Here is a 21,691-nt window from a genome sequence, read left to right on the forward strand (position 1 = left end):
TCGAACATTCGCACAAGACCACGGCCCCAAGCGGTGCCAGACAAGATCAGGACAGCGGTTTCAGATGACGGCAGTTGAACAGGACAGGAATATTTCGTCGAGCTTTGCCAAAGGGCTGGCAGTTCTGGCGGTGTTTGACGCGGCCTCCCCCAGCATGACCCTGGCCGAAATCGCCCGGCGCACCGGCCAGGACCGGGCCACCGCCCGGCGCGGGGCGCTGACGCTGGTGCAGGCGGGCTATCTGCGCCAGGACGGGCGGATGCTGTCACTGACCCCGCGGGTGCTGGCGCTGGCGGGCGGTTTTTTGCAAGCCAATCAGTTCGGCCGCCGGGTGCAACCGGTTCTGAACCGCCACGCGCGGCAGATGCAAATCGAGGTGACGCTGGCAATGCTGGATCAGGGCAGGGTGCTGCTGCTAGCGCAATCCACCGTCGAGCACGGCCATATCACCTATGGCTTCACCGCGGGTTCCCATATTCCGCTGGCCCATACCAGCCTGGGGCGGATGCTGCTGGCCGGGCTGCCGGAGGCCGAGGCGGCTGCGGTGCTGACCGGAACAGAAATTCCACGCCATACCGAAGCCTCGCTCACAGATCCCGGCAGCATTCTGGACCGCGTGGCCGAGGCCCGCACGCAGGGCTATTGCCTGACCAGCGGCGAGTTCGAGGCCGGGATCACCGGTTATGCCGTGCCCGTCTCGCGTCCCGGCCAGACACCGATTGTCGCCGGCTGTTCAGCGCCGCGCGGGCTGCAGCCGGAGGCGGACGCAGAGCGGCTGCTGCGCGGGCTGCAACTTTGCGCCGCAGAACTGCGCCAGGTTGAGGCGGTGGATCATCTTTAACCCCTCTGGCGGAATCCCATCCTTGCATTGCAGCCTGCCCTTGCTAGGCTGAAACCAGATATTTCCGCAGGAGCATTTCGATGATGAAACAGACTGCATTGGCGGCGGCCCTGTGCGCCGCGCTTGCCCCGGCCGCATCGGCCAAAGACGCCGAAGGCACCATGGTTTCCGTTCTGGGCCGCGACTGGGCGGTTTTCCCGGTCGCGGACGTTCCGGGCCGCTACAGCGCCACGCGGATGAACCTGGAGCATTTGCCCTTCCGCCCGCCTGCGGTGCTGACCGCGCGCCAGGCGGTGCGGGCCTTGCGCGCGGCCACCGGCTGCAGCGTCAACATGGACACGATGGTGCGCAGCATCAACAGCACCTATTACGCCCAAGTGATCTGCCGCAAATAAGAACGCGCCTGACGGCTCTGCGGTTTGCAGCGTTTTTCTGAAACATCCCCTTGGGAAATGTGATCATTTTCCGGGAAGCGATGGATTGAGCGGCCCCGGCGCGCCTGCCATAGATTGCGCATGAAACTTGCTATCAACGGATTCGGCCGCATTGGCCGCGCCATCCTGCGCCAGATTCTGACCACCGCGCGCGGCGACGGCATCGAAGTGGTGCGGATCAACGACATCGCACCCTTGGACATGTGCGCCTATCTGTTCCAGTACGACAGTACATTCGGCCCCTTTGCCCACCCGGTGGAGCATGGCGGCGGGGCGCTGCAGGTAATGGGGCGCTCGATCCCCGTCAGTCATGAACCGGACCTGACATCGGTAGACCTGTCCGGCGTCGACCTGGTGCTGGAATGCACGGGCATCGCGCGGAGTTCTGATGTGGCGGAACGCGGCATCAAGGCGGGTGCGTCCAAGGTGCTGATCTCCGGCCCCTCCCCGGCGGCAGAGCTGACTGTGGTACTGGGGGCCAATGAGGAAAGCCTAGGGGATGCGCGCATCGTCTCCAACGCCTCCTGTACCACCAATGGCCTCACTCCGCTGGTTAAGCTGCTGGACCGGATCGCCGGCATTGATACTGCGCATATGACCACGATCCATTGCTACACCAACTCGCAGCCGATGGTGGACGCACCGCGCGGTGATTTTGCCCGCTCGCGCGGCGGCGCGCAATCAATGGTGCCGACCACCACCTCGGCGATGCATCTGATCCACGAGGTGCTGCCGCATCTGAAAGGTCGGGTCAGCGGCGCCGCGGTGCGGGTGCCGACGGCCAGCGTGTCGGCGGTGGATCTGGTGGCGCAACTGAAGACCCCGATGAGCGAAGACGCATTCACCGCTGCCTTGCGCGAAGGCGTGGCAGCTTCCAAGGTGCTGGGCTGGACCGATATGCCGCTGGTCTCCTCGGACCTGCGGGCACGGCCTGAATCGCTGGTGATTGCCGGACCGGAAACCCGCATGGCCGGCGAGCATCAGGCGCGGGTGTTCGGCTGGTACGACAATGAATGGGGCTTTTCGGCCCGGATGCTGGATGTGGCCAGGCTGATGGCGGGATAAAGTCCGCCCTTGTCCGAAGACCGGTTTGCAAGCCCGCCGCTGGCGGGCTTTGCTATTCCTGCGGTTTCCGCCCCGTTCCGGTCAGTCGGATCCAGCGGAAAATCAGCATCAGTGCTACCATGCAGACCGCTAGCCCGATCAAATCGCCAGCCGCATAAACTACCATGATCGGCAGTTGATCACTGGGAAAGATCAGACCGGAGAACACCACCGACTGCCCCAGCGAATTGATCACCGAGGCCAGCGCGCCCAGGGCCAGCAACCCGGTCCAGGCGATCCGGCGCGCCTGGCCGGCATAAAGGTTCCAGCCGAATAGCCATGCGATTTCAAAGGCCGCATATGCGGAAAAGGCGCCAACCGCGATGGATTCCAGCAGCACCGGCTCCATCAGTTGGCGCACATTTGCCGAGGTGAAAATCAGCTCCGACAGGAGCGCACCGGCCGCAAGGGGCGGAACCGCTTTCCAGCCAAGCAGCCAGACGCTCAGCACCCGCACCCCGTGCGGCAAGTAGATCAGGCTGGCAAAGACGGTGATCTCCGGCAGAAACAATTTCTGCACCGGCGTGACGGCCCAGGCCGTCAGACCATGGCAAATGACATAGGCCGCGGTGATCACCGCAAAACTCTGAAACCCGGGCAGGAACTGCAAAACTCGTATCATGCCGCCCCCCTTAGACAGGAGCGGCGGCACCTGCAATCGCGTGAGTGTGCTGATTACGCTGCGCTGTCACTTTGCCGCGGGGTCAAAGCAGACCACATAATGCTTGGCCTTGCTGCCGCCCGCCCGTTCCAGCAGCCCCAGGTCTAGCAGCGACTTCAGTGTCCGGTGAAAGGTCGCCTGGGCAATTTCCCTCACCAGCCGGTGGCTGCGGATCTGCTCGGACTGAACCGGGGCGCCGGGCACGCAGGTCAGCGCATGCGCGGCCAGCAGCACATCCCTCTCGGCTCTGCTTAGCCGATCCAGACCGATGTCGCGTTCCATAATATGGAGCATATCCCGAAGTTCAAAAATTGACTTTAACCGATCCACAATTGCACCTCCGGGGAACCCAAACTGCTGCTCCAGCACCATTTAATCTGCCAGTATAAGATGACACCACGCGAAAATTATCAATCCGACAATTATCTGGACAGTTCAATTCCGCGTGGTATCATTCCCGACAGGCGAGGCTGCATGTGAGTGGTGGCAGCGCCTGACGTTTACTCGAAGTAGTTTTGTTAACCAGTGCCAGCTCCGGCAGATTCAACTGCCGGAGCTGAACTAAATAGTACAGTTTCTTTACCGGTTTCCAATCACCTTTGCAGCCAATTTTACTGTGCATACGCCAAACCGGCGGGATTGTGCCCGCGGCTTTGCACTCCCCCTCCAGTGCCGCCGCCTGCCAGCCGCTGCCATGCGCGGCAATCCGCCGCCGGCCGGTGGAGGCCGGCCCCCGGCGGAAAGCTGCTGCTTTGCCGGTTCCATCCTGCAATTTTCCCGTGTTAGGCTTTGACCCAGCCGCCTGCGGCCCTACCGGGCTTAGAGGCAGATTTTTCCGCCCGCCGCCGGGAGCAGACATGGATTTTCCTTTCCGCCCGCGACTTTCGGCGGGCATCATTGCCTTCAACCTGCTGACCTTTCTGCCGCCTGCCGCCATTGGCGCCGAGGCGACGCTGCAAGCGCCCGGTGCGGACGAGGCCCTGGCCGGGCGGCTGCGCAGCGCCTCCTCTTCGGTGGCCGCCAGCGGTGAAACCAATGTGCAGGAGCTGTTGGCAGCGGCCCTGTCGGATTACCGCACACTGGTGCAGGTGCTGTATGATGCGGGTCATTTTTCGCCGGTGGTGAATATCCGTCTGGACGGGCGCGAGGCGGCGCGGATCCAGCCGCTGAACCCGCCGAAGAACGTCAGCAAGGTGGAAATCACCGTACAGCCCGGCCCGCGGTTCAACTTTGGCACGGCAGATCTGGCGCCGCTGCCGCGAACCAGTGAAGTGGAGATCCCCGCAGGCTTTGCCCCTGGGCAGCCCGCCAGCACCGGAGTGATCCGCGACGCGGCTATTGCCGGTGTGAGCGCCTGGCGCCGCAGCGGCCATGCCAAGGCAACGGTGGCAGATCAGAAAATCACCGCCAACCATGTGCAAGCGCGGCTTGATGCGCAATTGCGGCTGGCGCCGGGGCCGCAGCTGCGGTTCGGGCAATTGCGGATCACAGGCGAAACCAACGTCCGTGAGGATGCCATCCGCCGGATCGCCGGCTTCCCGGAAGGCGAAGCGTTCCACCCCGATCTGGTCTCCAAATCCTCAACCCGGTTGCGCCGCACCGGCACGTTTTCCACCGTGGTCCTGCGCGAGGCCGAGCAGCCGAATGCGGACGGCACCTTGGATTTTGTGGCCCGGGTCGAGGATCTGCCGCCGCGCCGCCTGACCTTCGGGGCCGAGATCAGCTCCTCCGACGGGGTTGAGCTGTCGGGCAGCTGGATGCACCGCAACCTGTTCGGTGCCGCGGAAAAGCTACGGATCGAGGCGCGGCTCAGCGGCATCGGCAGCAGCAATGACATTGACGGACGCATTGCGGTGCGTCTGGACCGGCCCGCAGCACTGGGGCCGGATGACAGCATCTTCTATCTGGCCGAGGCCGAACGCCTGGACGAGGAACACTACAGCGCCACCCAGGTGCTGGGGGCCGTCGGCGTGCGGCGGACGTTTTCGGACCAGTTCTATGCCGAGGCTGCTTTGGGCGTAACGTCCATCCTGGCAGAGGATGTATTCGGCAAGCGGCGCTTCAAATACCTGGCGGGCCGGATCCGTGCGGAATACGACGGCCGCGACAGCCGGGTGAACCCTAGCAGCGGCTATTTCCTGCGGGGCGGCGCAATCCCTTTCATCGGCATTGACGGCAGCGACACCGGCCTGCAGCTTAAGGCGGACGGACGTGCCTATTACGGGCTGGGCGCTGATGACCGGATCGTGCTGGCCGGGCGGCTGCAGATGGGATCGGTGATCGGACCGTCCCTGAGCGGAACCGCCCCCACCCTGCTGTTCTTCTCAGGCGGTGCGGGATCGGTGCGCGGGCATGAATTCCAGTCTCTGGGCGTACCTGCAAACGGCGGCACCGCCGGCGGGCGCGGCTTTCTGGCGCTTTCTGGCGAAGTCCGGGGCAAGGTCACCGACAAGATTTCCCTGGTCGGGTTTTACGACCTTGGCTTTGTCGATGCGGACAGTTTCGTTTCCGGCTCTTCAGCGCGCCATGCCGGCGCGGGCTTTGGCCTGCGCTATGATGTGGCAGGCATCGGCCCGATCCGGCTTGACCTCGCCTATCCGGTGGACGGCGGGTCCGAAGACGGGCTGCAATTCTATATCGGGATAGGACAGGCATTTTGAGACAGTTTCTTGGCCTTGCCCTTGCCCTTGGGCTGACGGTTGCACCGGCAGCGGCGCAGGACACCACAACGGCAGATGCCGGCGGGCTGCTGGTGGAATTTCTGGAGGATACCCTGTCCGGCGACAGCCGCTATATAAGTGTGACAGGTCTTGAGGGCGCGTTTTCCTCGCAGGCCAAGATCAAGCAGATCACGGTGGCGGATGAAGACGGCATCTGGCTGACCGTTGAGGGCGCCGAGCTGGACTGGAACCGGCTGGCGCTATTGAGCGGGCGGTTTTCGGTCAATGAACTGTCGGCAGAACGCATCGCGGTGGCGCGCGCGCCCAAACCGCTGCCGCCAGACCCCGAACTGCCAGAGCCTGAGGCCACGCCTTTTGCCCTGCCGGAACTGCCGGTGGCGATTGAGCTGGGCCAAATCAAGGCAGCCCGGATCGAACTGGGCAGGGACCTGGCCGGCACCGCAGCCAGCCTGTCGGTCGAAGGCTCGCTGATGCTGGCAGGCGGGACGCTGGATACCAAGCTCGCCGCGACCCGGCTGGACAAGCCAGGCGATCACTTCCGGCTGGAGGCGGGCTATGCCAACGAGACCCAGCAGATCACCCTGGATCTGGCCGTGGATGAGGCTGCGGGCGGTCTGATCTCGCGCAGCCTGGATCTGCCAGGCCGCCCGGACCTGCAACTGACCGCCAAAGGCAACGGCCCGGTCAGCGATTTCAACGCTGATATCCGCTTCAGCACCAATGGTAAGGAACGGCTGGCAGGCCAGGTGGTGCTGGCCGCCCAGCCTCTGCCCGCCGGCGCCGCACCGGACACCTCCCGCGATATCGGCTTTTCCGCCGACATGGGCGGTAACATCGACGTTCTGCTGCCGCCGGTGCACCGGCCGTTCTTTGGCCCCGGTCTGCGGCTCAACGTCAAAGGCACACGCGCAGGCAGCGGCGCGGTGGCGCTGGATACACTGGTCTTGCGCAGCAATGCGCTGCAGGTCACCGGCGCCGCGGCGCTGGATGCGGGCGGCAAGCTGGACACTGCAAATCTGAAAACCGCCATCAGCCCGCCCCCAGGCCAGGCCGCCGTCGCCCTGCCCTTTGGAGGCGGGCTGACGACACTGACGGCAGCGGATCTGCAACTGAAAAAGACCACCGGGGGCAATTGGACCCTGGACGGGGTGCTGGACCAGCTGAGCCACCCCGGAGCCCTGGTGGACCGGGCCAAGATTGCCGGCCGGGGCACGCTGGATCAGAACAGCGGCTTTGCGCTGGAAGGGCGGCTGTCCGCCGGCCTCAGTGGTTTCCAGCTCCGCGATCCGGCGCTGGCCAAGGCCATCGGCAACGAAATCCGCTTTGAAGGCACGCTCGGCACCGAAGGCCGCGGCGCTCTACGGATCACGGATATGGAACTGCGCGGCAGCGGCTACCAAGCCGCAGGAGACGTGGGTTTTGACGGTCTGGAAGACGGCCTGAAAGTCAGCGCTGACCTGACCGCGGGCCTGGCGGATCTGGCCCGGTTTTCGGACCTGGCCGGGCGTCCGCTGGGCGGCGCGGTGCAGGCTGCGGTCAAAGGCTCCTTCACGCCGCTTTCGGGTGCGTTTGACACCGACCTGTCGATGCGGGCGCAGGACCTGTCGGCAGGCATTGCCCAGGCGGATGAGTTGCTGGCCGGGACCGCCACACTGGCGCTGAAGGCGGCGCGCGATGAGACCGGCATCTCCATCGACCATTTCGAACTGGCTGGCAGCACGCTGGAGGCCCGCGCCGCAGGCACGCTCAACAGCGATGCCGGACGGATGGAGATCGGCGCCAAGCTGAACCGGCTAGAGGTGCTGCTGCCGCAAACCCCCGGCACGCTGGAGCTGGCCACCACCCTCACCCGCAATGGCGACATCCTCAGCGGGGTGGCAGAATTGAATGGTCCGCACACCTCAAGCGCCAAACTGGACGGATCGGTGACGCTGGAGGGCGACGCCGACTTCACCTTTGCCGCAGCCCTGAACGAGCTGGAGCGGTTTGTGCCGCAGCTGGCGGGCAAGCTGACTGCCCAAGGCACCGCCGCGCGCCGCAACGGAGAATGGCAGATTGCGGGTCAGGCGGCGGGTCCTGCCGCCATCGCCGCGGATATCGAAGGCCGCTTTACCGAAAGCAACGGCAGCACCGATCTGCGCTTTGATGCCGCGATCGGCCTGTTGCAGCGGCTGGTCCCCGACCTGCCCGGCCGCCTCGCCGCCAAGGGCACTGCGGCCCGGCGGGACGGCATCTGGACCATCGACAGCACGGCCAGCGGCCCCGCTGGCATCGACAGCCGCGTTGCCGGCAGCTGGAGCGAGGCCAAAGGCACCGCCGATGTGACCGCCAAGGGCACGCTGCGGCTGGAGGGGCTTAACCCGTTCATCTCTCCCAACTTGTTGCAGGGGCCTGCAAACTTTGACCTCGCGCTGAAAGGCACTCCGGCCTTGGACGGTGTGAGCGGCACCATCTCGGTGCCCGGCGCCTCGCTGGCCATTCCGGCGGCAGCGCAGCGGGTGGATGATATCAACGCCACCGTTTCCATCGCCCGTTCCAGCGCGCAGCTGCAGGTCTCAGCCCGCCCGCGCGACGGCGGCACGGTGCGGATCAGCGGCCCGGTGGGGCTGCTGCCGCCCTTCAACGGCAATCTGCAGATTGCCATCGGCAGCGTGGTGGTGACCGACCACCTTTCTTACGAAACCCTGCTGAACGGCAGCCTGGCAATGTCGGGTGCGATGGCCGGCAGCAACCGGATCGAGGGACGGATCGATGTGGGCGAGACCAATATCAACCTCAACACCGCCGGCGGTTCGGTCTCCGCTGCCCCGATCCCGCCGATCCGCCATACGGGCGCGCCGCGCGATGTGCGGCGGACCCTGGCGCGCGCCGGGCTGACTGGCAGCAGCGGCGGCGCCAGCGGGTCCGGCAGAACCGAACTGGACATCCTGATCAGCGCGCCCTCCAGGATCTTTGCCCGCGGCCGCGGGCTGCGCTCGGAACTGGGCGGCGAAATCCGCCTGCGCGGCACCACCGCACGGCTGTCGCCCTCCGGCCAGATCAGCCTGATCCGCGGCACCTTTGATATCCTCGGCCGGCGGCTGGAACTGGATGAAGGCCGGATTACCCTGTTGGGCGACCTGAAACCCTATCTGGAGTTCAAATCCTCTGCTGCGACCGACCAGGGCACAGCAACGCTGGAAATCTCGGGCCGGGTCGATGCGCCCGAGATCAAGGTCACCTCGGACCCGCCCCGCCCCAGCGAGGAAGCCCTGGCGCTGCTGCTGTTCGGCGACAATATCCAGGACATCTCACCGCTGGCGCTGGCCCGTCTGGCCGGCTCGGCGCTGACCCTCAGCGGACGCGGCGGCGGTGCGCAAAACAAGCTGCGCAACGCCACCGGGGCGGATGACGTCGATATCGGCGCCGACAATCTGGGCGCCGGGCAGCTTGGCCTCGGCGGCTATGTGGCCGAGAACGTCTATACCGATTTCAACGTCAACACCCGCGGCGACAGCGAGCTGAGCATCAACCTCGACATGACGGACAGCCTGACGGTGCAAGGCACGGTGGACAGCGAGGGCGAAACCGGATTCGGCCTGTTCTTCAAACGCGACTACTGACGGGCGGCCCGGCGGCGTGTTTCACACATCTGCCCCGGCGGCAGCCAGCGCTACGCGCGCAGCTCCGCCGACACCTGCAGCATCATCCGTGATCAGCCACAACTGCGTACCGGCACAGACAGCCCCCAACTGGCCGCCCGGCGCCGTAAAACTCTCCAGGAAACGGGACCGCGCGGGGGTGTTCAAAACGCCGCGCGCTACGCTGCCGGCAAAGAACAGACCCTGCGCCGGCAGGTAGGCCGCTGTCAGCTCGCGCGCCATCAGGCCCAGCAAATGCGCCCATTCGCAGACCGTCCGTGCCTCCGGCGAGTCCGGGCTTGCCAGACAGGTGGCGACGATCCCCTCTGCACTGCTGGCTGCCGAGCCGGTCAGGGCTTGGTGAAACCGCACCAAGCCAGCACCTGAGAACAGCATTTCTATGCTGGCCGCGTTCTCCGGCTCATGGTCCAGCAGTTCCTGCAGGCGGCGGTACACGGCTTGCGGCAGGCTGGCCCGGCCCAGTTCGGCCGCCAGCACCCCGCCGTTCAGCGAGGCTGAGACATTGAACCCTGTACCGATGCCTGCAACCAGTGCCTGGCCGCCGCCGTGCTGCCCCGGCTGCAGACAGGACAGCTGCCCCGGGATCAGCGCAGGCAAGGCATGGCACAGGGCTGCAAGGTCGTTAACTACATTGGCCTTGGCACTTGCTGGCAATTGCAATGCGGCTGTTATGCTGTCTGCATCCCCCTGCCAATTGCGGTTGCTGAGGTGAAACTGCCCCTCCCGGACCGGTCCCGCCACCGCCAGGCATGCCCCCTGCAAGGGCGGAAATCCCGGCTGCGCGCAATAGGCCTTCAGCACATCTTCCAAACTGGTGAAACTGTCATTGGCAAAGCTCTGCAGTGCGGTGACCCCGATGCCAGGGGCCGCCAGGGCCAGCCGGGTCCGGCTGCCACCAACATCGCCAGCCAAAACGGTCAGCTCAGCCGCCATGTGCCGCGGTCCTTTCTGATCATTTTCGTGCCATCAAGACTGCAGCATTCCAGCCGCAATTACAATTGAGCGCACCTGCAGTGCTTGCGGCCCTCGGCGGAAGTCTGCACTTTAACAGGGAAATTCCAGGCAACCGCAAGACGGAACGCAGTGTGCAAAGATCATTCGGCCAAAGGCTGGCAGCCCGCAGCGGGCGCATGGCACATGCCGCAAGGTTCCGCGTGTCGCTGCGCCATCTGCATGGGCCTGCCCGCCGCTTTGCCGCAGCGGATCAGGTGGTGCTGATTGCCCTGGTGCGCAACGGCGCCTTCTACCTTGATGTGTTCTTTGAGCATTACCGGCGGCTGGGCGTCTCGTCTTTTGTGTTCTTCGACAATGGCTCAACCGATGGCACGCTGAACCGCATCCGGCAGGAAGCGGACACGGCGGTGCTGCGCTCGGCCCGGCCCTGGCTGGACTATGAAAACACCTTCCGCGCTTATGCCGCCAACCGCTATGGCCGGGACCGCTGGTGCCTGTTTGCCGACATGGACGAGCTGTTTGATTTCGAAGGCAGCAGCACCGCGGGGCTGGCCGGCCTGACCCGCTACATGGCATCGCAAAACTATACCGCCTTGCAGGCACAGATGCTGGAGATGTTTCCCAAAGGCCCGCTGGCGGCGGCCCGAAGTCTCAACTACGCCGAGGCTGTGGACGTCTTCCGCTATGCCGACATCAGTGCGGTGCGGGCGGCGGACTACGGGTCTAAGGATACGGGGCTGTCCTATTACTTGCGCCAGAACCGCCTGCCGCCAGGCGACGCAAAGATGCTGTACGGCGGCGTGCGCGGCAAGGTTTTCGGCGAGAACTGCTGCCTGAGCAAGCATCCGCTAGTGTTCAACGGGCCAGAGGTGCAAGCGGCAGTGCATCCGCATCTCTCTGCCGGTGTGCGGCTGGCGGATATGGACGGGTTGATCCGCCATTACAAATTTGCCGGTGACAGCCTGGCGCGTGATCTGCAAACCCAGGCCGAAGCCGTGTCCGAACACGGAGAAGACAGGCTGCGCGCCGGTCTGCTGCAGGTCCAGCCTGACCTGAGCCTGTGGTCGGATGCAGCTCTGGAAAACCCCGGTATAGAAAGCCTCCAGCAGCGCGGTTTCCTGCGCCGGGCGGCTGACTATAGCGCCTTTCTGGCGGGCGGCGGCGCATGACCGCGCCCTCCGTCGCTGCAGTGGTCATCGGCCGCAACGAGGGCGAGCGCCTGATCCGCTGTCTGCGCTCCTTGCAAGGTCAGGCGCAGCCGCTGATCTATGTGGACAGCGGCTCCAGCGACGGCTCGGCAGCTGCAGCCCGGGCGCTTGGCGCCGAGGTAGTGGATCTGGACCTCGCCAGGCCGTTCACTGCGGCACGGGCGCGCAATGCCGGGCTGGCAGCTTTGGGTGAGCGAGCCGGCTACGTGCAGTTCGTGGACGGCGATTGCGAGGTGAACCCGGGTTGGATCGCCACCGCGGCGGCCGTCCTGCAGGCCCGCCCCAGGGCAGCCGTGGTGTGCGGGCGGCGGCGCGAGCGGTTTCCCGATGCCTCGGTCTATAACCGGCTGTGCGATACGGAATGGGACACGCCCCTTGGCGAGGCCAAGGCCTGCGGCGGCGACGCGCTGATGCGGGTTGCGGCTGTCCGGGCGGCGGGCGGATACCGCGAAAGCCTGATCGCCGGGGAAGAGCCGGAACTGTGCCTGCGGCTGCGGCGGGGCGGGTGGCAGATCTGGCGGATTGATGCGGAGATGACCCTGCATGACGCGCAGATGCAGCACTTTGGCCAGTGGTGGCGGCGCAGCCGCCGGGCCGGCCATGCATTCGCCGAAGGCGCCGCCTTGCATGGGGCGGGGCCGGAACGCCATTGGGTGGCCGAAACCCGCCGCGCGCTGTTCTGGGGGGCGGCGCTGCCGGCGGGTATCATCATAGCTGGTCTGGTGAACCCGCTCTTGATGATTGCTATACTGATCTATCCGGCGCAGTTTCTGCGCCTGGCCAGTCGCATGGGATACACGCAAGCGCTGTTTGCCGTCATCGGAAAATTCGCCGAAGCTGCCGGCGCTGCGGAGTTCTACTGGCGTCGCTGGCGTGGCAGGGCTCGCGGCATTCTCGAGTATAAGTAGCGCCGGCTGGGCTTTGCCCCTCTTGGCCTCGCGGCCAATTCACCCCAGGATATTTACGGCCAGAAGAATAAAGGATCCAGTCTTCATCTGGCCTTTAAATTTCCCTGGGCACGCGGCATAGCCTCGCCAAAAGACTGGGCATTGCCGGCCGTCACCGCGCCCGGATGCGCCAAGCCCTGAGCATCTGGCCAGGCAGGATCGCCAGGCATTTGGCATAGCGCGGCAGCAGCCGCGCCGGGCTGGACAGCGCCCGCCACAGCCATTCCATTGCAATTGCCCTGACCCAGGCAGGCGCCCGTTTCTGGTGGCCGCCCAGGAAATCCAGCCCGGCACCGACGGAGGCAAACCCCGTGCACGGCGTCATCCGGCGGCCGCGTTGGGCGAAGCGTTCCTGCTTTGGCGCACCCAGCGCCAGGAAACACAAGCCGATGCCGGTCCCTTCCAGGCGATGCAGGATTTGATCCGCTTCTGGCCCGTCCGGGTTAAACCGGCCCGATGGCGCATGTATCCAGGCAATGTTCAGTCCCGGCACCTTTGCCAGCAATGCGGCCCTGGCATCCTGCAGCGCCGCATCCGTACTGCCCACGAGGGCCACCGGAACCCCGGCCTCTGCCGCCAGGCGGCACAAGGGCAGCACCATGTCCGAGCCAGGCATCAGCGCCACCGGGCGGCGGGCAAGCCGCGACAGCCAGACAACCGGACGCCCGTCTGCGACCACCAGATCCTGCGCCTGATAAGCAGCCAGGAAGCCCGGAGACTCCGCCATCTTGACCAGGTGGTCCAGATTGACCGTGGCCAGCGCAAACCCCTGCGAGGCCTTGAACCGGGCCCGGACCTCGGCTTCAAGCATGGAACGCGCCGGCATGTTCACCGCAACCCGGCGGCCATGAAATTCGAAATACAATGCTGCCTCCAACGACAATGCCGTCTCCTCATACCGCCGGCACGGCGGCCAGGCCAGCGGCCTCGCGTCCGCTGCCCCTTGAGCGTGGCAAAGCTGCACGCTGTTTACCTCTTCTTGCAATTCCGCGGGACAGGGCCGTCCGCAACCGGTAAACTTTGATGCAAATCCGGGGAATTGAGGGGGCACCAGGGCTTTGCCCAACGCTTTGGCTTATCTCATGCTGCTGGCCTGGCCGCTGGCCAGCCTGATCCTGTTCCGGCGCCTGCCGCTGGAGCGGGCGATCCTGTGGTGCCTCATCGCAGGGTACCTGCTGCTGCCGCCGCTGGCCGAGTTCGACTTGCCGCTGGTGCCGGATATGGACAAGTTTGCCATTCCTTCGGTGATGGCGTTCCTGTTGTGCCTGCTGCTGCTGCGCCGGCCGGTGCCGCTGCTGCCGCGGCATCCGGCGGTGCGGGTTCTAGTGCTGTTGTTTGTATTCGGCGTCATCCCGACGGTGCTGACCAATGGCGAACCGGTCCTGTTCCGCAGCATCGCCAATTCCGAACCGATCATCTTTCTGACCAATCAGCTGCCGGGGCTGCGCTGGCGTGACCTGGGATCAGTGATCATCAACCAGATGATCGTGCTGATACCTTTTCTGCTGGCACGGCGTTACCTGTCCACCCCCGAAACGCAGCGCGAGCTGCTGCTGGCGCTGATGATCGGCGGGCTGGCCTATACCGTCCCGTCCCTCATTGAAATCCGGCTCAGCCCGCAGATGAACGTCTGGATCTACGGCTTCTTTCAGCATGACTTCAGCCAGATGATCCGCCAGGGCGGCTTCCGCCCGATCGTATTCCTGCCGCATGCCCTGTGGCTGGCGTTTTTCATGATGTCGGCGCTGCTGGCCGCCACGGCCCTGGCGCGGGCGGCCGCAACCGGCCAAAGGCTTCGCCTGATCCTGGCAGCGGTTTACCTGTTTGCTGTTCTGGTGCTGTGCAAGAGCCTCGCCTCGCTTGCCTATGCGCTGGCCTTCACACCAGTGGTGGCGCTGGCGCCCCTGCGATGGCAGCTGCGGGCCGCGCTGCTGCTGGCGCTGATCGCAGTGGTTTATCCGATGCTGCGCAATACCGGGCTGGTGCCGACAGAGGCGCTGGTGGCCCAGGCCGAGGCAATCAGCGCCGAGCGGGCGCATTCGCTGAACTACAGGTTCGAAAACGAGACACAACTGCTGGTGCGGGCGGCGGAGAAACCCTGGTTCGGCTGGGGCGGCTGGGGCCGCAACCTGGTGCGCCACGCCGAGACCGGGCAGATCCTGTCGATCCCTGACGGGCGATGGATCATCGTTTTCGGCACCTTCGGCTGGCTGGGTTATGCCGCCGAAATGGGATTGCTGGCAGCGCCCCTGGTTCTTCTGGCACAAGCCGCGCGGCGCGCGCCGCGGGGCAGCATCTCGCCGTATGCCGCACCTATTGCCCTCATCCTTGCGGCCACCATGGTGGATATGCTGCTCAACGCCACCCTGATTCCGATCACCTGGATGTGCGCAGGCTCGGTGCTGGGCTACGCCGAGCGGTTGCTTTTCCCGGGCTTATTCGGCAGGAAACCAGCCCTGTTCGGCGGGGCGCAAGTACTGATGCCTGACACCGCGGGACCAGAGAGGCGCAGTATTCTGTGATGCCGCAATCTTTCCGCTTTTCAGGCTCAATTCAACACAATGCGTCCACAGGCTGGCCCTATGGGTTGACGAGAATAAACAGATTGAAACCGGGTTGCAGCACAGATGGGGATCTGGTGCAGACAGGCCGGGACAAACCGCCGGGGAAAACCCTGGCACCATAAATCAACCCGTCCGGCGGACGGCTGCCAGCTCTGCAAAGCAGACTGGCCGCAGTGCGCCGGGCTGTCTTTGAAGGGTCAGTGGGGTCAGGTATTGGCGATGCAGGATGGGAAACCCGCAGCGGGGGGCGCTGCCGGAGATATAGCAATTGTCGGGTTGTCAGTGACAGTCCCCGGCGCAAACTCTGCCGAGGTCTTCTGGCAGAACCTGCGCGACGGCATTGAATCGATTGAGGTTTTGGACCGCGACACCCTGCTGGCGGCTGGCGAACGGGCCTCCGTGCTGGCCGATCCGAACTACGTGCCTGCCTCCGCCAGGCTGCAGAAGTTTGATGAATTCGACGCCGAATTCTTTGGTTTCAGCCCCAAGGAAGCCGCCATCCTCGACCCCCAGCACCGCAAATTCCTGGAAGTCGCCTGGGGCGCGATGGAAAATGCGGGCCATCCGCCCGAAAGCATCGCTGGCCCCGTCGGCGTCTATGCAGGCTGCGGCATGGGCAGCTATTTCTACTTCAACATCTGCTCGAACCCCGCGCTGGTCGATGACGTCGGCATGTTCCTGTTGCGCCATACCGGCAACGACAAGGATTTCCTGTCGACCCGCGTCAGCCATGTCTTTGACCTGCATGGGCCTTCAGTCAACGTGCAGACCGCCTGCTCCACCTCGCTGGTCGCCGTGCACTATGCCTGCAAGGCCCTGCGCGAAAGTGAATGCGATATGGCACTGGCAGGCGGCGTCACCATCGAGCTGCCGCAGGGCCGCGGCTACCTTTACAAGGAAAACGAGATCCTGTCCCCGGACGGCCATTGCCACGCCTTTGATCACCGGGCGCAAGGAACGGTTTTTGGCTCTGGCGCCGGTGCCGTGGCGCTGCGCCGGCTGGAGGATGCAGTGGCCGACGGCGACCACATCTGGGCCGTTATCAAAGGCTCCGCCATCAACAACGACGGCGCGGACAAGGCCGGTTACCTGGCGCCCTCGGTCGGCGGCCAATCGGCAGCGGTGCAGGCCGCGCTGCAGGCCGCAGGCACCCCGGCGGAGACCATTGATTACGTCGAGTGCCACGGCACCGGCACTTATCTGGGCGACCCGATCGAGGTTTCCGCGCTCACCGATGCTTTCCGCACCGGCACAACCGACCGCGGCTATTGCAGCATCGGCTCGGTCAAGACCAACATCGGCCATCTGGACACCGCAGCGGGGGTCGCCAGCCTGACCAAAACCGCGCTGGCGCTGCACCACAGGGAAATCCCGCCCTCGCTGGGCTATGAGGCGCCGAACCCCGCGATTGATTTTGAGACTTCGCCATTCCGCGTGAACGCCGCCCTCATGCCATGGCAGCCGCATAAGGGGCCGCGCCGGGCCGGCATCAACTCACTGGGCGTCGGCGGCACCAATGCCCATGTGATCCTTGAGGAAGCGCCGGAGCGTGCCCCGTCAGAAGAAAGCGACTTCCCGTTCCAGATCCTTTGTGTCTCCGGCCAGTCCAAACCTGCGCTGGACGCAAATGCGCAAGAACTGGCGGCGTATCTGAAAGCAAACCCCGATGCCGAACTGGCCGACGTGGCCTATACGCTGAAGGAGGGCCGCCGGGGCTTTGCCAAACGCCGCGTTCTGGTGGCGGAAACCGCCGCGGAAGCCGCTGCATTGCTGACAGAAAACGATCCGCGCAAGGTCTTCACCCATGACCGCCTCGGCGATGCGCCCGAGGTGGTCTTCATGTTCCCCGGCGGCGGCGCGCAGTACGCAGGCATGGCGCGTGATCTTTACGAGACCGAGCCGGTCTTTGCCGACTGGATGGACAGCGGGCTGGACCACCTGCAACAGAGCCTGGATTATGATATCCGCGCCATCTGGCTGCCGGAAGACGGCGAAGAGGACGCGGCCAACGCTAGCCTCCAGCAACCATCGGTGCAACTGCCGCTGATCATGATCGTTGAATACGCGCTGGCGCAGCTGTGGATCAGCTGGGGTGTGAACCCCGCCGCGATGGCGGGCCATTCGATGGGCGAAAACACCGCAGCCTGCCTGGCCGGTGTCATGTCATTTGAGGATTGCATTGATCTGGTCCTCTTGCGCGGGCGGCTGTTTGATACCGTGCCCGCCGGCGGCATGCTGTCCATCGCCCTTCCCCTGCCAGAGGTTGAGGCCATTCTCACCGAGGATCTGGACATTGCCAGCGTCAACGCGCCCGCGCTCACCGCCGTGTCCGGGCCGCAAGACGCACTGGACCGTCTTTCGGCAGATCTTACTGCGCGCGAGGTCGAGCATCAGCGCATCCAGATCGACATTGCCGCCCATTCGCGGATGCTGGACGGCATCCTGCAGCAATACGGCGATTTCATCCGCTCGCTGACCCTGTCGGCCCCGAACCTGCCGGTGATCTCCAACCGTACCGGCGCACCGCTGACGGCGGATCAGGCCACCGATGCAGATTACTGGGTCGGCCAGCTGCGCAACACCGTGCGCTACGCCGATTGCATCGAGACCCTCGCCAAAGCTCCGAACCGCGTGTTCCTGGAGGTCGGCCCCGGCAAGGCGCTCAGCGCGCTGGCGCAAATGTCGCCCGCCGTGCAGTCGGGCCAGGTGCTCAGCTCGTTGCGCCACCCGGATCAGGACGTGATGGATGACAGCTACTTCTTCGGCGTCATCGGCCGCCTTTGGGCCTGCGGAGTCGAGGCTGATTGGGAACAGATCTGGGGCGAAGCACGGCGCAACCGCCTGCCCCTGCCCGGTTATGCCTTCCAGCGCAGCCGCTATTTCATTGAACCCGGCAAACCCGCAGTTGAGGAAGACACCGCCCCGGCCCGGCATGAAAACCTGGCAGATTGGGGCTACCGCCCAGCCTGGCGTCCACGCTTGGCCGATTGCGCGCTGGATGTGATGTTGGAACTGGACCAGGAGCCGCATGCCTGGCTGATTTTCGAGGATGAAACAGGCCATGCCGCCCGCACCGCGGACCAGTTGCAGGCCGCAGGCCACAGAGTCGTCCGCGTCCGCGCCGGGGACACCTATGCGCAGCTGTCCCCAACCTCCTACTTACTGCCGCCTGAACAGGGCCGCGCTGCTTATGGCATGCTGCTAGGTGATCTGGCAGAGGCCGCGTTGCTGCCGGACCGCATCGCCCATTTCTGGCTGGTAACGGACGCCGAAACCTATCGCCCCGGCTCCTCCTTCTTTGACCGCAATCTTGAAATGGGGTTTCATTCCCTCACCGCTTTGGCTCAGGAACTGGGCAATGCCGATCTGCCCGGCCCCGCGCATATCAGCGTGTTCACCACCGGCGCCGCCCAGGTGCGCAGCGAAGCACTGCTCTACCCGGAAAAAGCGATGATTGCAGGCCCCGCCGGGGTCATCCCGCGTGAACTGCCAGGGCTGACATGCGCCACCATCGACATTGAACTGCCGCCAATACCGCAAGGACTGTTTGCATTCCGGAAACCGGCTGAGGCCCCGGACATCACGCCGCGCCTGCTGGAAGACCTGATGGCGGAACCCGCAAACGCCTCCGCCGCCTGGCGCGGTGAAAAACGGTTTGAACTCACTTGGCGCCCGCAGCCGCTGCCCGAACCGGAGACCCCACCCTTCAAACAAGGCGGGCATTATCTGATCACCGGCGGATACGGTGGCATCGGCCTGAGCATCGCGGGCTACCTGATGCGCGAATACGGCGCGAAGGTCTCGCTGATTTCCCGCGAAGGCCTGCCGCCGCGCAATGCCTGGGCTCGCTGGCTCAGCAGTCACAGCCCAGCCAACCGAACCGCCCAGCGCATACGTGCAGTCATGGCATTGGAGACAGGTGGCAAGGGCCAGGTGCTGCCGCTGGCCGCCGACGTCTGCAACAGCGGCGATCTGCGCACGGCGCGCGAACAGGCCGAGGCTGCCTTGGGCCCCGTCACTGGCGTGATCCACGGCGCCGGCGTCATCAATGACGGCCCGCTGCTGGCCAAGGATGAGGATCAGATCGCCCGGGTTCTGGCCCCCAAGGTCAGCGGGTTGCGGGCGCTGGATACGGTCTTCCCCGATGGCAGCCTGGAGCTGATGGTGCTGTTTTCCTCCTCCTCCGCGGTGATCCGGCCTGCGGGTCAGGTGGATTACATCGCAGCCAATGAATTCCTCAACGCCTGGGCCAAGCACTGCGCTGGCGGCCTCACCCGTGTGATGGCAGTGGATTGGGGCGTCTGGTCCGATACCGGCATGGCTGCCGACGCCATGGCCAGCCGTAACGGAGCCACCGTCGCCGGCACGCCGGAACCCTGCCAGCAGCCGCTGTTGCAGGAGTGCGGGTATGACTCTGCCGGCAACCGCATCTTCAGACCGCGCTTTGAAACCGCTGACTGGCTGCTGGACGAACACCGCACCGCCGATGGAACCGCTCTGGTGCCCGGCACCGGTTATATCGAAATGGCAGCCGAGGCGCTGGCCGAAACCGGCTTCGAAGGGCCCGTCGAAATCCGCGACCTTTATTTCATGCACCCCCTGATTGCAAAAGACAGTACCCCGGCAAAGGTTGCGGCAAAACTTGAAGCTAATGAAAATGGTTATGAACTGTTTGTTTACTCGGAATGTACAAAAGGTTACTCTCTGAATAGTCAGGCTATGCTGGCCTCCGCGGCGGCGGCAGAACGCCCCGCCGCACTCAACCTCCAGACGATTTCCGCCCGATGCCCGGAGCAGCAGGCGCCATTCAACGGGCGCTTGCGCTCCGCGCAGGAGGCGCATCTGCGCTTTGGTCCGCGCTGGCATGTGCTGAACCGCGCGGCCCTGGGAAACGGTGAAGGCCTCGCCTCTCTCTCACTCCCGGACATCGCGGCACAGGACGGCTGTCTGCTTCATCCCGGTCTGCTGGACCTGGCCACCGGCTGGGCGATGGGTCTGATCCCAGGTTATCACGCCAGCGCGCTTTGGGTGCCGGTGTCTTACCGGCTGATCCGGATTTTCGCGCCGCTCACCTCCAGCATCTGCAGCCATGTGCGGCTGGCTGATGCGCCGGATGGCAGCTCTGCCGCCTTTGACATCACGCTGACCGATCCCGAAGGCATTGTACTGGTTCAGATCGAAGGCTTCCGGATGCAGCGCCTGGCCGCCGGGTTCGACGCCACAGCGGCCGAAGGGCAAGCCGACGCCACCGCCGCAGAGCTGGGCCTGGAACCCGCCGCCGGCATCCAGCCCCTGTCGCCCGAAGAACGCCGCCTTCAGCTGAACATCTCCAATGGCATCACGTCCGCGGAAGGCGGCGAGGCGCTGGCCCGTGCCCTGGCCACCGGCCTGCCGCAGGTGGTGGTCTCCTCTCTGGACCTGCCCGCCTTGATTGCTCAGGCGGGGCAAACCGCCGCCGCCGTGGAGGAGGCCCAGGCGTTTGAACGCCCGCAGCTCGACACCGACTATGTTGCCCCCCGCAACCCGGTGGAGGAGGAACTGGCCAAGCTCTTTGCCGCCCTCCTAGGGGTGTCGCAAGTGGGGATCGAGGACAGTTTCTTTGATCTCGGCGGCCATTCCCTGATTGCAGTCCGGCTGTTTGCGCAGGTCAAACGCGGCTTTGGCGTGGAATTTCCCCTGTCGGTTCTGTTCGAGGCCCCCAGCGTCGCCGCACTGGCGGAGCGGATCATCGAGCGCACAGGCGGCGGAGTCGCCACGGAACCGGGCAGTCCCGCCGCCGCGGCGGAAGACAAACCGCAATACACCCATCTGGTGCAGCTGCATCCGGGCGAAGGTACCGGACGGCGGCCGTTCTTCCTGGTGGCGGGCATGTTCGGCAATGTGCTGAACCTGCGCCAACTGGCCCTGTTGGTGGGCAAGGACCGTCCGGTCTATGGCCTGCAGGCCAAGGGGCTGGTCGGCAATGACGCCCCGCACAGCCGGATTGAGGACGCCGCCCAAAGCTGCCTGGATGAGATCCGCCAGATCCAGCCCGAAGGCCCTTATTTGCTCGGCGGCTTCTCCGGCGGCGGCATTACCGCCTATGAAATGGCGCAGCAGCTGAAGGATCAGGGCCAGGATACCGCCGCGCTGATCCTGCTGGACACGCCTCTGCCTGTGCGCCCGCCGCTCAGCCGCCGCGACAAGGCTCTGATCAAACTGGCAGAGCTGCGCAGCAAGGGGGCTGGCTACATTGGCGAATGGGCCAAGAACCGCATCGCCTGGGAGGTTGAGAAACGCCGTGCCGCCCCGGCAGAGACCGGCGCCCTGCCTGAATTCAACAACCGCAAGATCGAACTGGCCTTCCGCACCGCCGTTGAAAGCTATGCTCTGCGCCCCTGGACCGGCCCCCTCACCCTGTTCCGCCCGCCGCTGGACCGCAAATGGCAGGTCAGTAGCGGCAATTGGGTCAGCGCAGCGCGCGAATATGTGTTTGATGACAACGAATGGACCCGCTGGGCCGCGCAGACAGAGGTGGCCGAAGTGCCGGGCGATCATGACAGCATGGTGCTGGTGCCGAACGTCAGCGTGCTGGCCGCCGGTGTCAAAGCCCGGCTGGACGCTGCCGATGCGGCGGCAGGCCGGCCCCGCTATGCCACGGCCGCGGAGTGACGCCC

General features: G+C 65.0%; 13 protein-coding genes. 9 read left to right on the forward strand and 4 right to left on the reverse strand.

Features of this window, described 5'->3' with window-relative positions:
- Positions 1 to 64: 64 nt before the first annotated feature.
- The 3 genes from AQUI_RS0124740 to AQUI_RS0124750 all read left to right on the forward strand — a co-directional run bounded on the left by AQUI_RS0124740 (position 65) and on the right by AQUI_RS0124750 (position 2,340).
- Positions 65 to 841, forward strand: a complete 777-nt coding sequence (locus tag AQUI_RS0124740) for an IclR family transcriptional regulator domain-containing protein (protein ID WP_027259925.1) — start codon at positions 65 to 67, stop codon at positions 839 to 841.
- 80 nt (positions 842 to 921) lie between these two features.
- Complete coding sequence (locus AQUI_RS0124745) at positions 922 to 1,236, forward strand: hypothetical protein (protein WP_027259926.1); 315 nt, start codon at positions 922 to 924, stop codon at positions 1,234 to 1,236.
- A gap of 120 nt (positions 1,237 to 1,356) precedes the next feature.
- Entirely contained in the window at positions 1,357 to 2,340 is a 984-nt protein-coding gene (locus tag AQUI_RS0124750) for a type I glyceraldehyde-3-phosphate dehydrogenase (protein WP_027259927.1), read from the forward strand.
- Positions 2,341 to 2,392: 52 nt separating this feature from the next.
- Here the strand turns inward: AQUI_RS0124750 and AQUI_RS0124755 are convergent, their stop codons facing one another.
- Both AQUI_RS0124755 and AQUI_RS0124760 read right to left on the reverse strand, forming a co-directional pair.
- Positions 2,393 to 3,001: a hypothetical protein gene (locus AQUI_RS0124755; protein ID WP_027259928.1), complete on the reverse strand. Its 609-nt coding sequence runs from the start codon at positions 2,999 to 3,001 to the stop codon at positions 2,393 to 2,395.
- Between the two features lie 66 nt (positions 3,002 to 3,067).
- The gene (locus AQUI_RS0124760; RefSeq protein ID WP_084294553.1) at positions 3,068 to 3,334 is read right to left on the reverse strand and encodes a hypothetical protein; all 267 of its coding nucleotides are present in this window, start codon (positions 3,332 to 3,334) and stop codon (positions 3,068 to 3,070) included.
- A 563-nt stretch (positions 3,335 to 3,897) separates the two neighbouring features.
- Here AQUI_RS0124760 and AQUI_RS0124765 point away from each other — a divergent pair.
- A complete protein-coding gene (locus AQUI_RS0124765; protein ID WP_027259930.1) occupies positions 3,898 to 5,700 on the forward strand; it encodes an autotransporter assembly complex protein TamA in 1,803 nt (600 codons plus the stop codon).
- Entirely contained in the window at positions 5,697 to 9,323 is a 3,627-nt protein-coding gene (locus AQUI_RS0124770; RefSeq protein ID WP_027259931.1) for a translocation/assembly module TamB domain-containing protein, read from the forward strand. Before AQUI_RS0124765 ends, AQUI_RS0124770 begins: the two co-directional genes overlap by 4 nt.
- A 21-nt stretch (positions 9,324 to 9,344) precedes the next feature.
- Here the strand turns inward: AQUI_RS0124770 and AQUI_RS0124775 are convergent, their stop codons facing one another.
- Entirely contained in the window at positions 9,345 to 10,295 is a 951-nt protein-coding gene (locus tag AQUI_RS0124775; protein ID WP_027259932.1) for a glucokinase, read from the reverse strand.
- A 197-nt stretch (positions 10,296 to 10,492) separates the two neighbouring features.
- Here AQUI_RS0124775 and AQUI_RS0124780 point away from each other — a divergent pair, with 197 nt between their 5' ends.
- Positions 10,493 to 11,485, forward strand: a complete 993-nt coding sequence (locus AQUI_RS0124780; RefSeq protein ID WP_051371977.1) for a glycosyltransferase family 2 protein — start codon at positions 10,493 to 10,495, stop codon at positions 11,483 to 11,485.
- Positions 11,482 to 12,432 carry a glycosyltransferase family 2 protein gene (locus AQUI_RS0124785; RefSeq protein ID WP_027259934.1) on the forward strand — a complete coding sequence of 317 codons (951 nt, stop codon included), beginning with the start codon at positions 11,482 to 11,484 and terminating at the stop codon, positions 12,430 to 12,432. The genes AQUI_RS0124780 and AQUI_RS0124785 overlap by 4 nt, the downstream gene beginning before the upstream one ends.
- 151 nt (positions 12,433 to 12,583) lie before the next feature.
- On the opposite strand, the gene AQUI_RS0124790 is transcribed toward AQUI_RS0124785, so the two are convergent.
- Positions 12,584 to 13,336 (reverse strand): WecB/TagA/CpsF family glycosyltransferase, encoded by a 753-nt coding sequence (locus AQUI_RS0124790; protein WP_027259935.1) that lies wholly within the window; start codon positions 13,334 to 13,336, stop codon positions 12,584 to 12,586.
- A 193-nt stretch (positions 13,337 to 13,529) separates the two neighbouring features.
- On the opposite strand from AQUI_RS0124790, the gene AQUI_RS0124795 reads away from it, so the two are divergent.
- Positions 13,530 to 14,993 carry a membrane protein gene (locus tag AQUI_RS0124795; RefSeq protein WP_027259936.1) on the forward strand — a complete coding sequence of 488 codons (1,464 nt, stop codon included), beginning with the start codon at positions 13,530 to 13,532 and terminating at the stop codon, positions 14,991 to 14,993.
- A 261-nt stretch (positions 14,994 to 15,254) separates the two neighbouring features.
- Entirely contained in the window at positions 15,255 to 21,686 is a 6,432-nt protein-coding gene (locus AQUI_RS0124800; protein ID WP_027259937.1) for a type I polyketide synthase, read from the forward strand.
- The last annotated feature ends 5 nt before the right edge of the window (positions 21,687 to 21,691 follow it).

This window comes from Leisingera aquimarina DSM 24565, assembly GCF_000473165.1.
GTDB classification, from domain to species: domain Bacteria; phylum Pseudomonadota; class Alphaproteobacteria; order Rhodobacterales; family Rhodobacteraceae; genus Leisingera; species Leisingera aquimarina.

Bases quoted from the DNA above. Each gene is read 5' to 3' on its own strand.
- AQUI_RS0124740 (WP_027259925.1), top strand. From the start codon at position 65: ATGACGGCAGTTGAACAGGACAGGAATATTTCGTCGAGCTTTGCCAAA.
- AQUI_RS0124745 (WP_027259926.1), top strand. From the start codon at position 922: ATGATGAAACAGACTGCATTGGCGGCGGCCCTGTGCGCCGCGCTTGCC.
- AQUI_RS0124750 (WP_027259927.1), top strand. From the start codon at position 1,357: ATGAAACTTGCTATCAACGGATTCGGCCGCATTGGCCGCGCCATCCTG.
- AQUI_RS0124755 (WP_027259928.1), bottom strand. From the start codon at position 3,001: ATGATACGAGTTTTGCAGTTCCTGCCCGGGTTTCAGAGTTTTGCGGTG.
- AQUI_RS0124760 (WP_084294553.1), bottom strand. From the start codon at position 3,334: ATGCTCCATATTATGGAACGCGACATCGGTCTGGATCGGCTAAGCAGA.
- AQUI_RS0124765 (WP_027259930.1), top strand. From the start codon at position 3,898: ATGGATTTTCCTTTCCGCCCGCGACTTTCGGCGGGCATCATTGCCTTC.
- AQUI_RS0124775 (WP_027259932.1), bottom strand. From the start codon at position 10,295: ATGGCGGCTGAGCTGACCGTTTTGGCTGGCGATGTTGGTGGCAGCCGG.
- AQUI_RS0124780 (WP_051371977.1), top strand. From the start codon at position 10,493: ATGGCACATGCCGCAAGGTTCCGCGTGTCGCTGCGCCATCTGCATGGG.
- AQUI_RS0124785 (WP_027259934.1), top strand. From the start codon at position 11,482: ATGACCGCGCCCTCCGTCGCTGCAGTGGTCATCGGCCGCAACGAGGGC.
- AQUI_RS0124800 (WP_027259937.1), top strand. From the start codon at position 15,255: ATGCAGGATGGGAAACCCGCAGCGGGGGGCGCTGCCGGAGATATAGCA.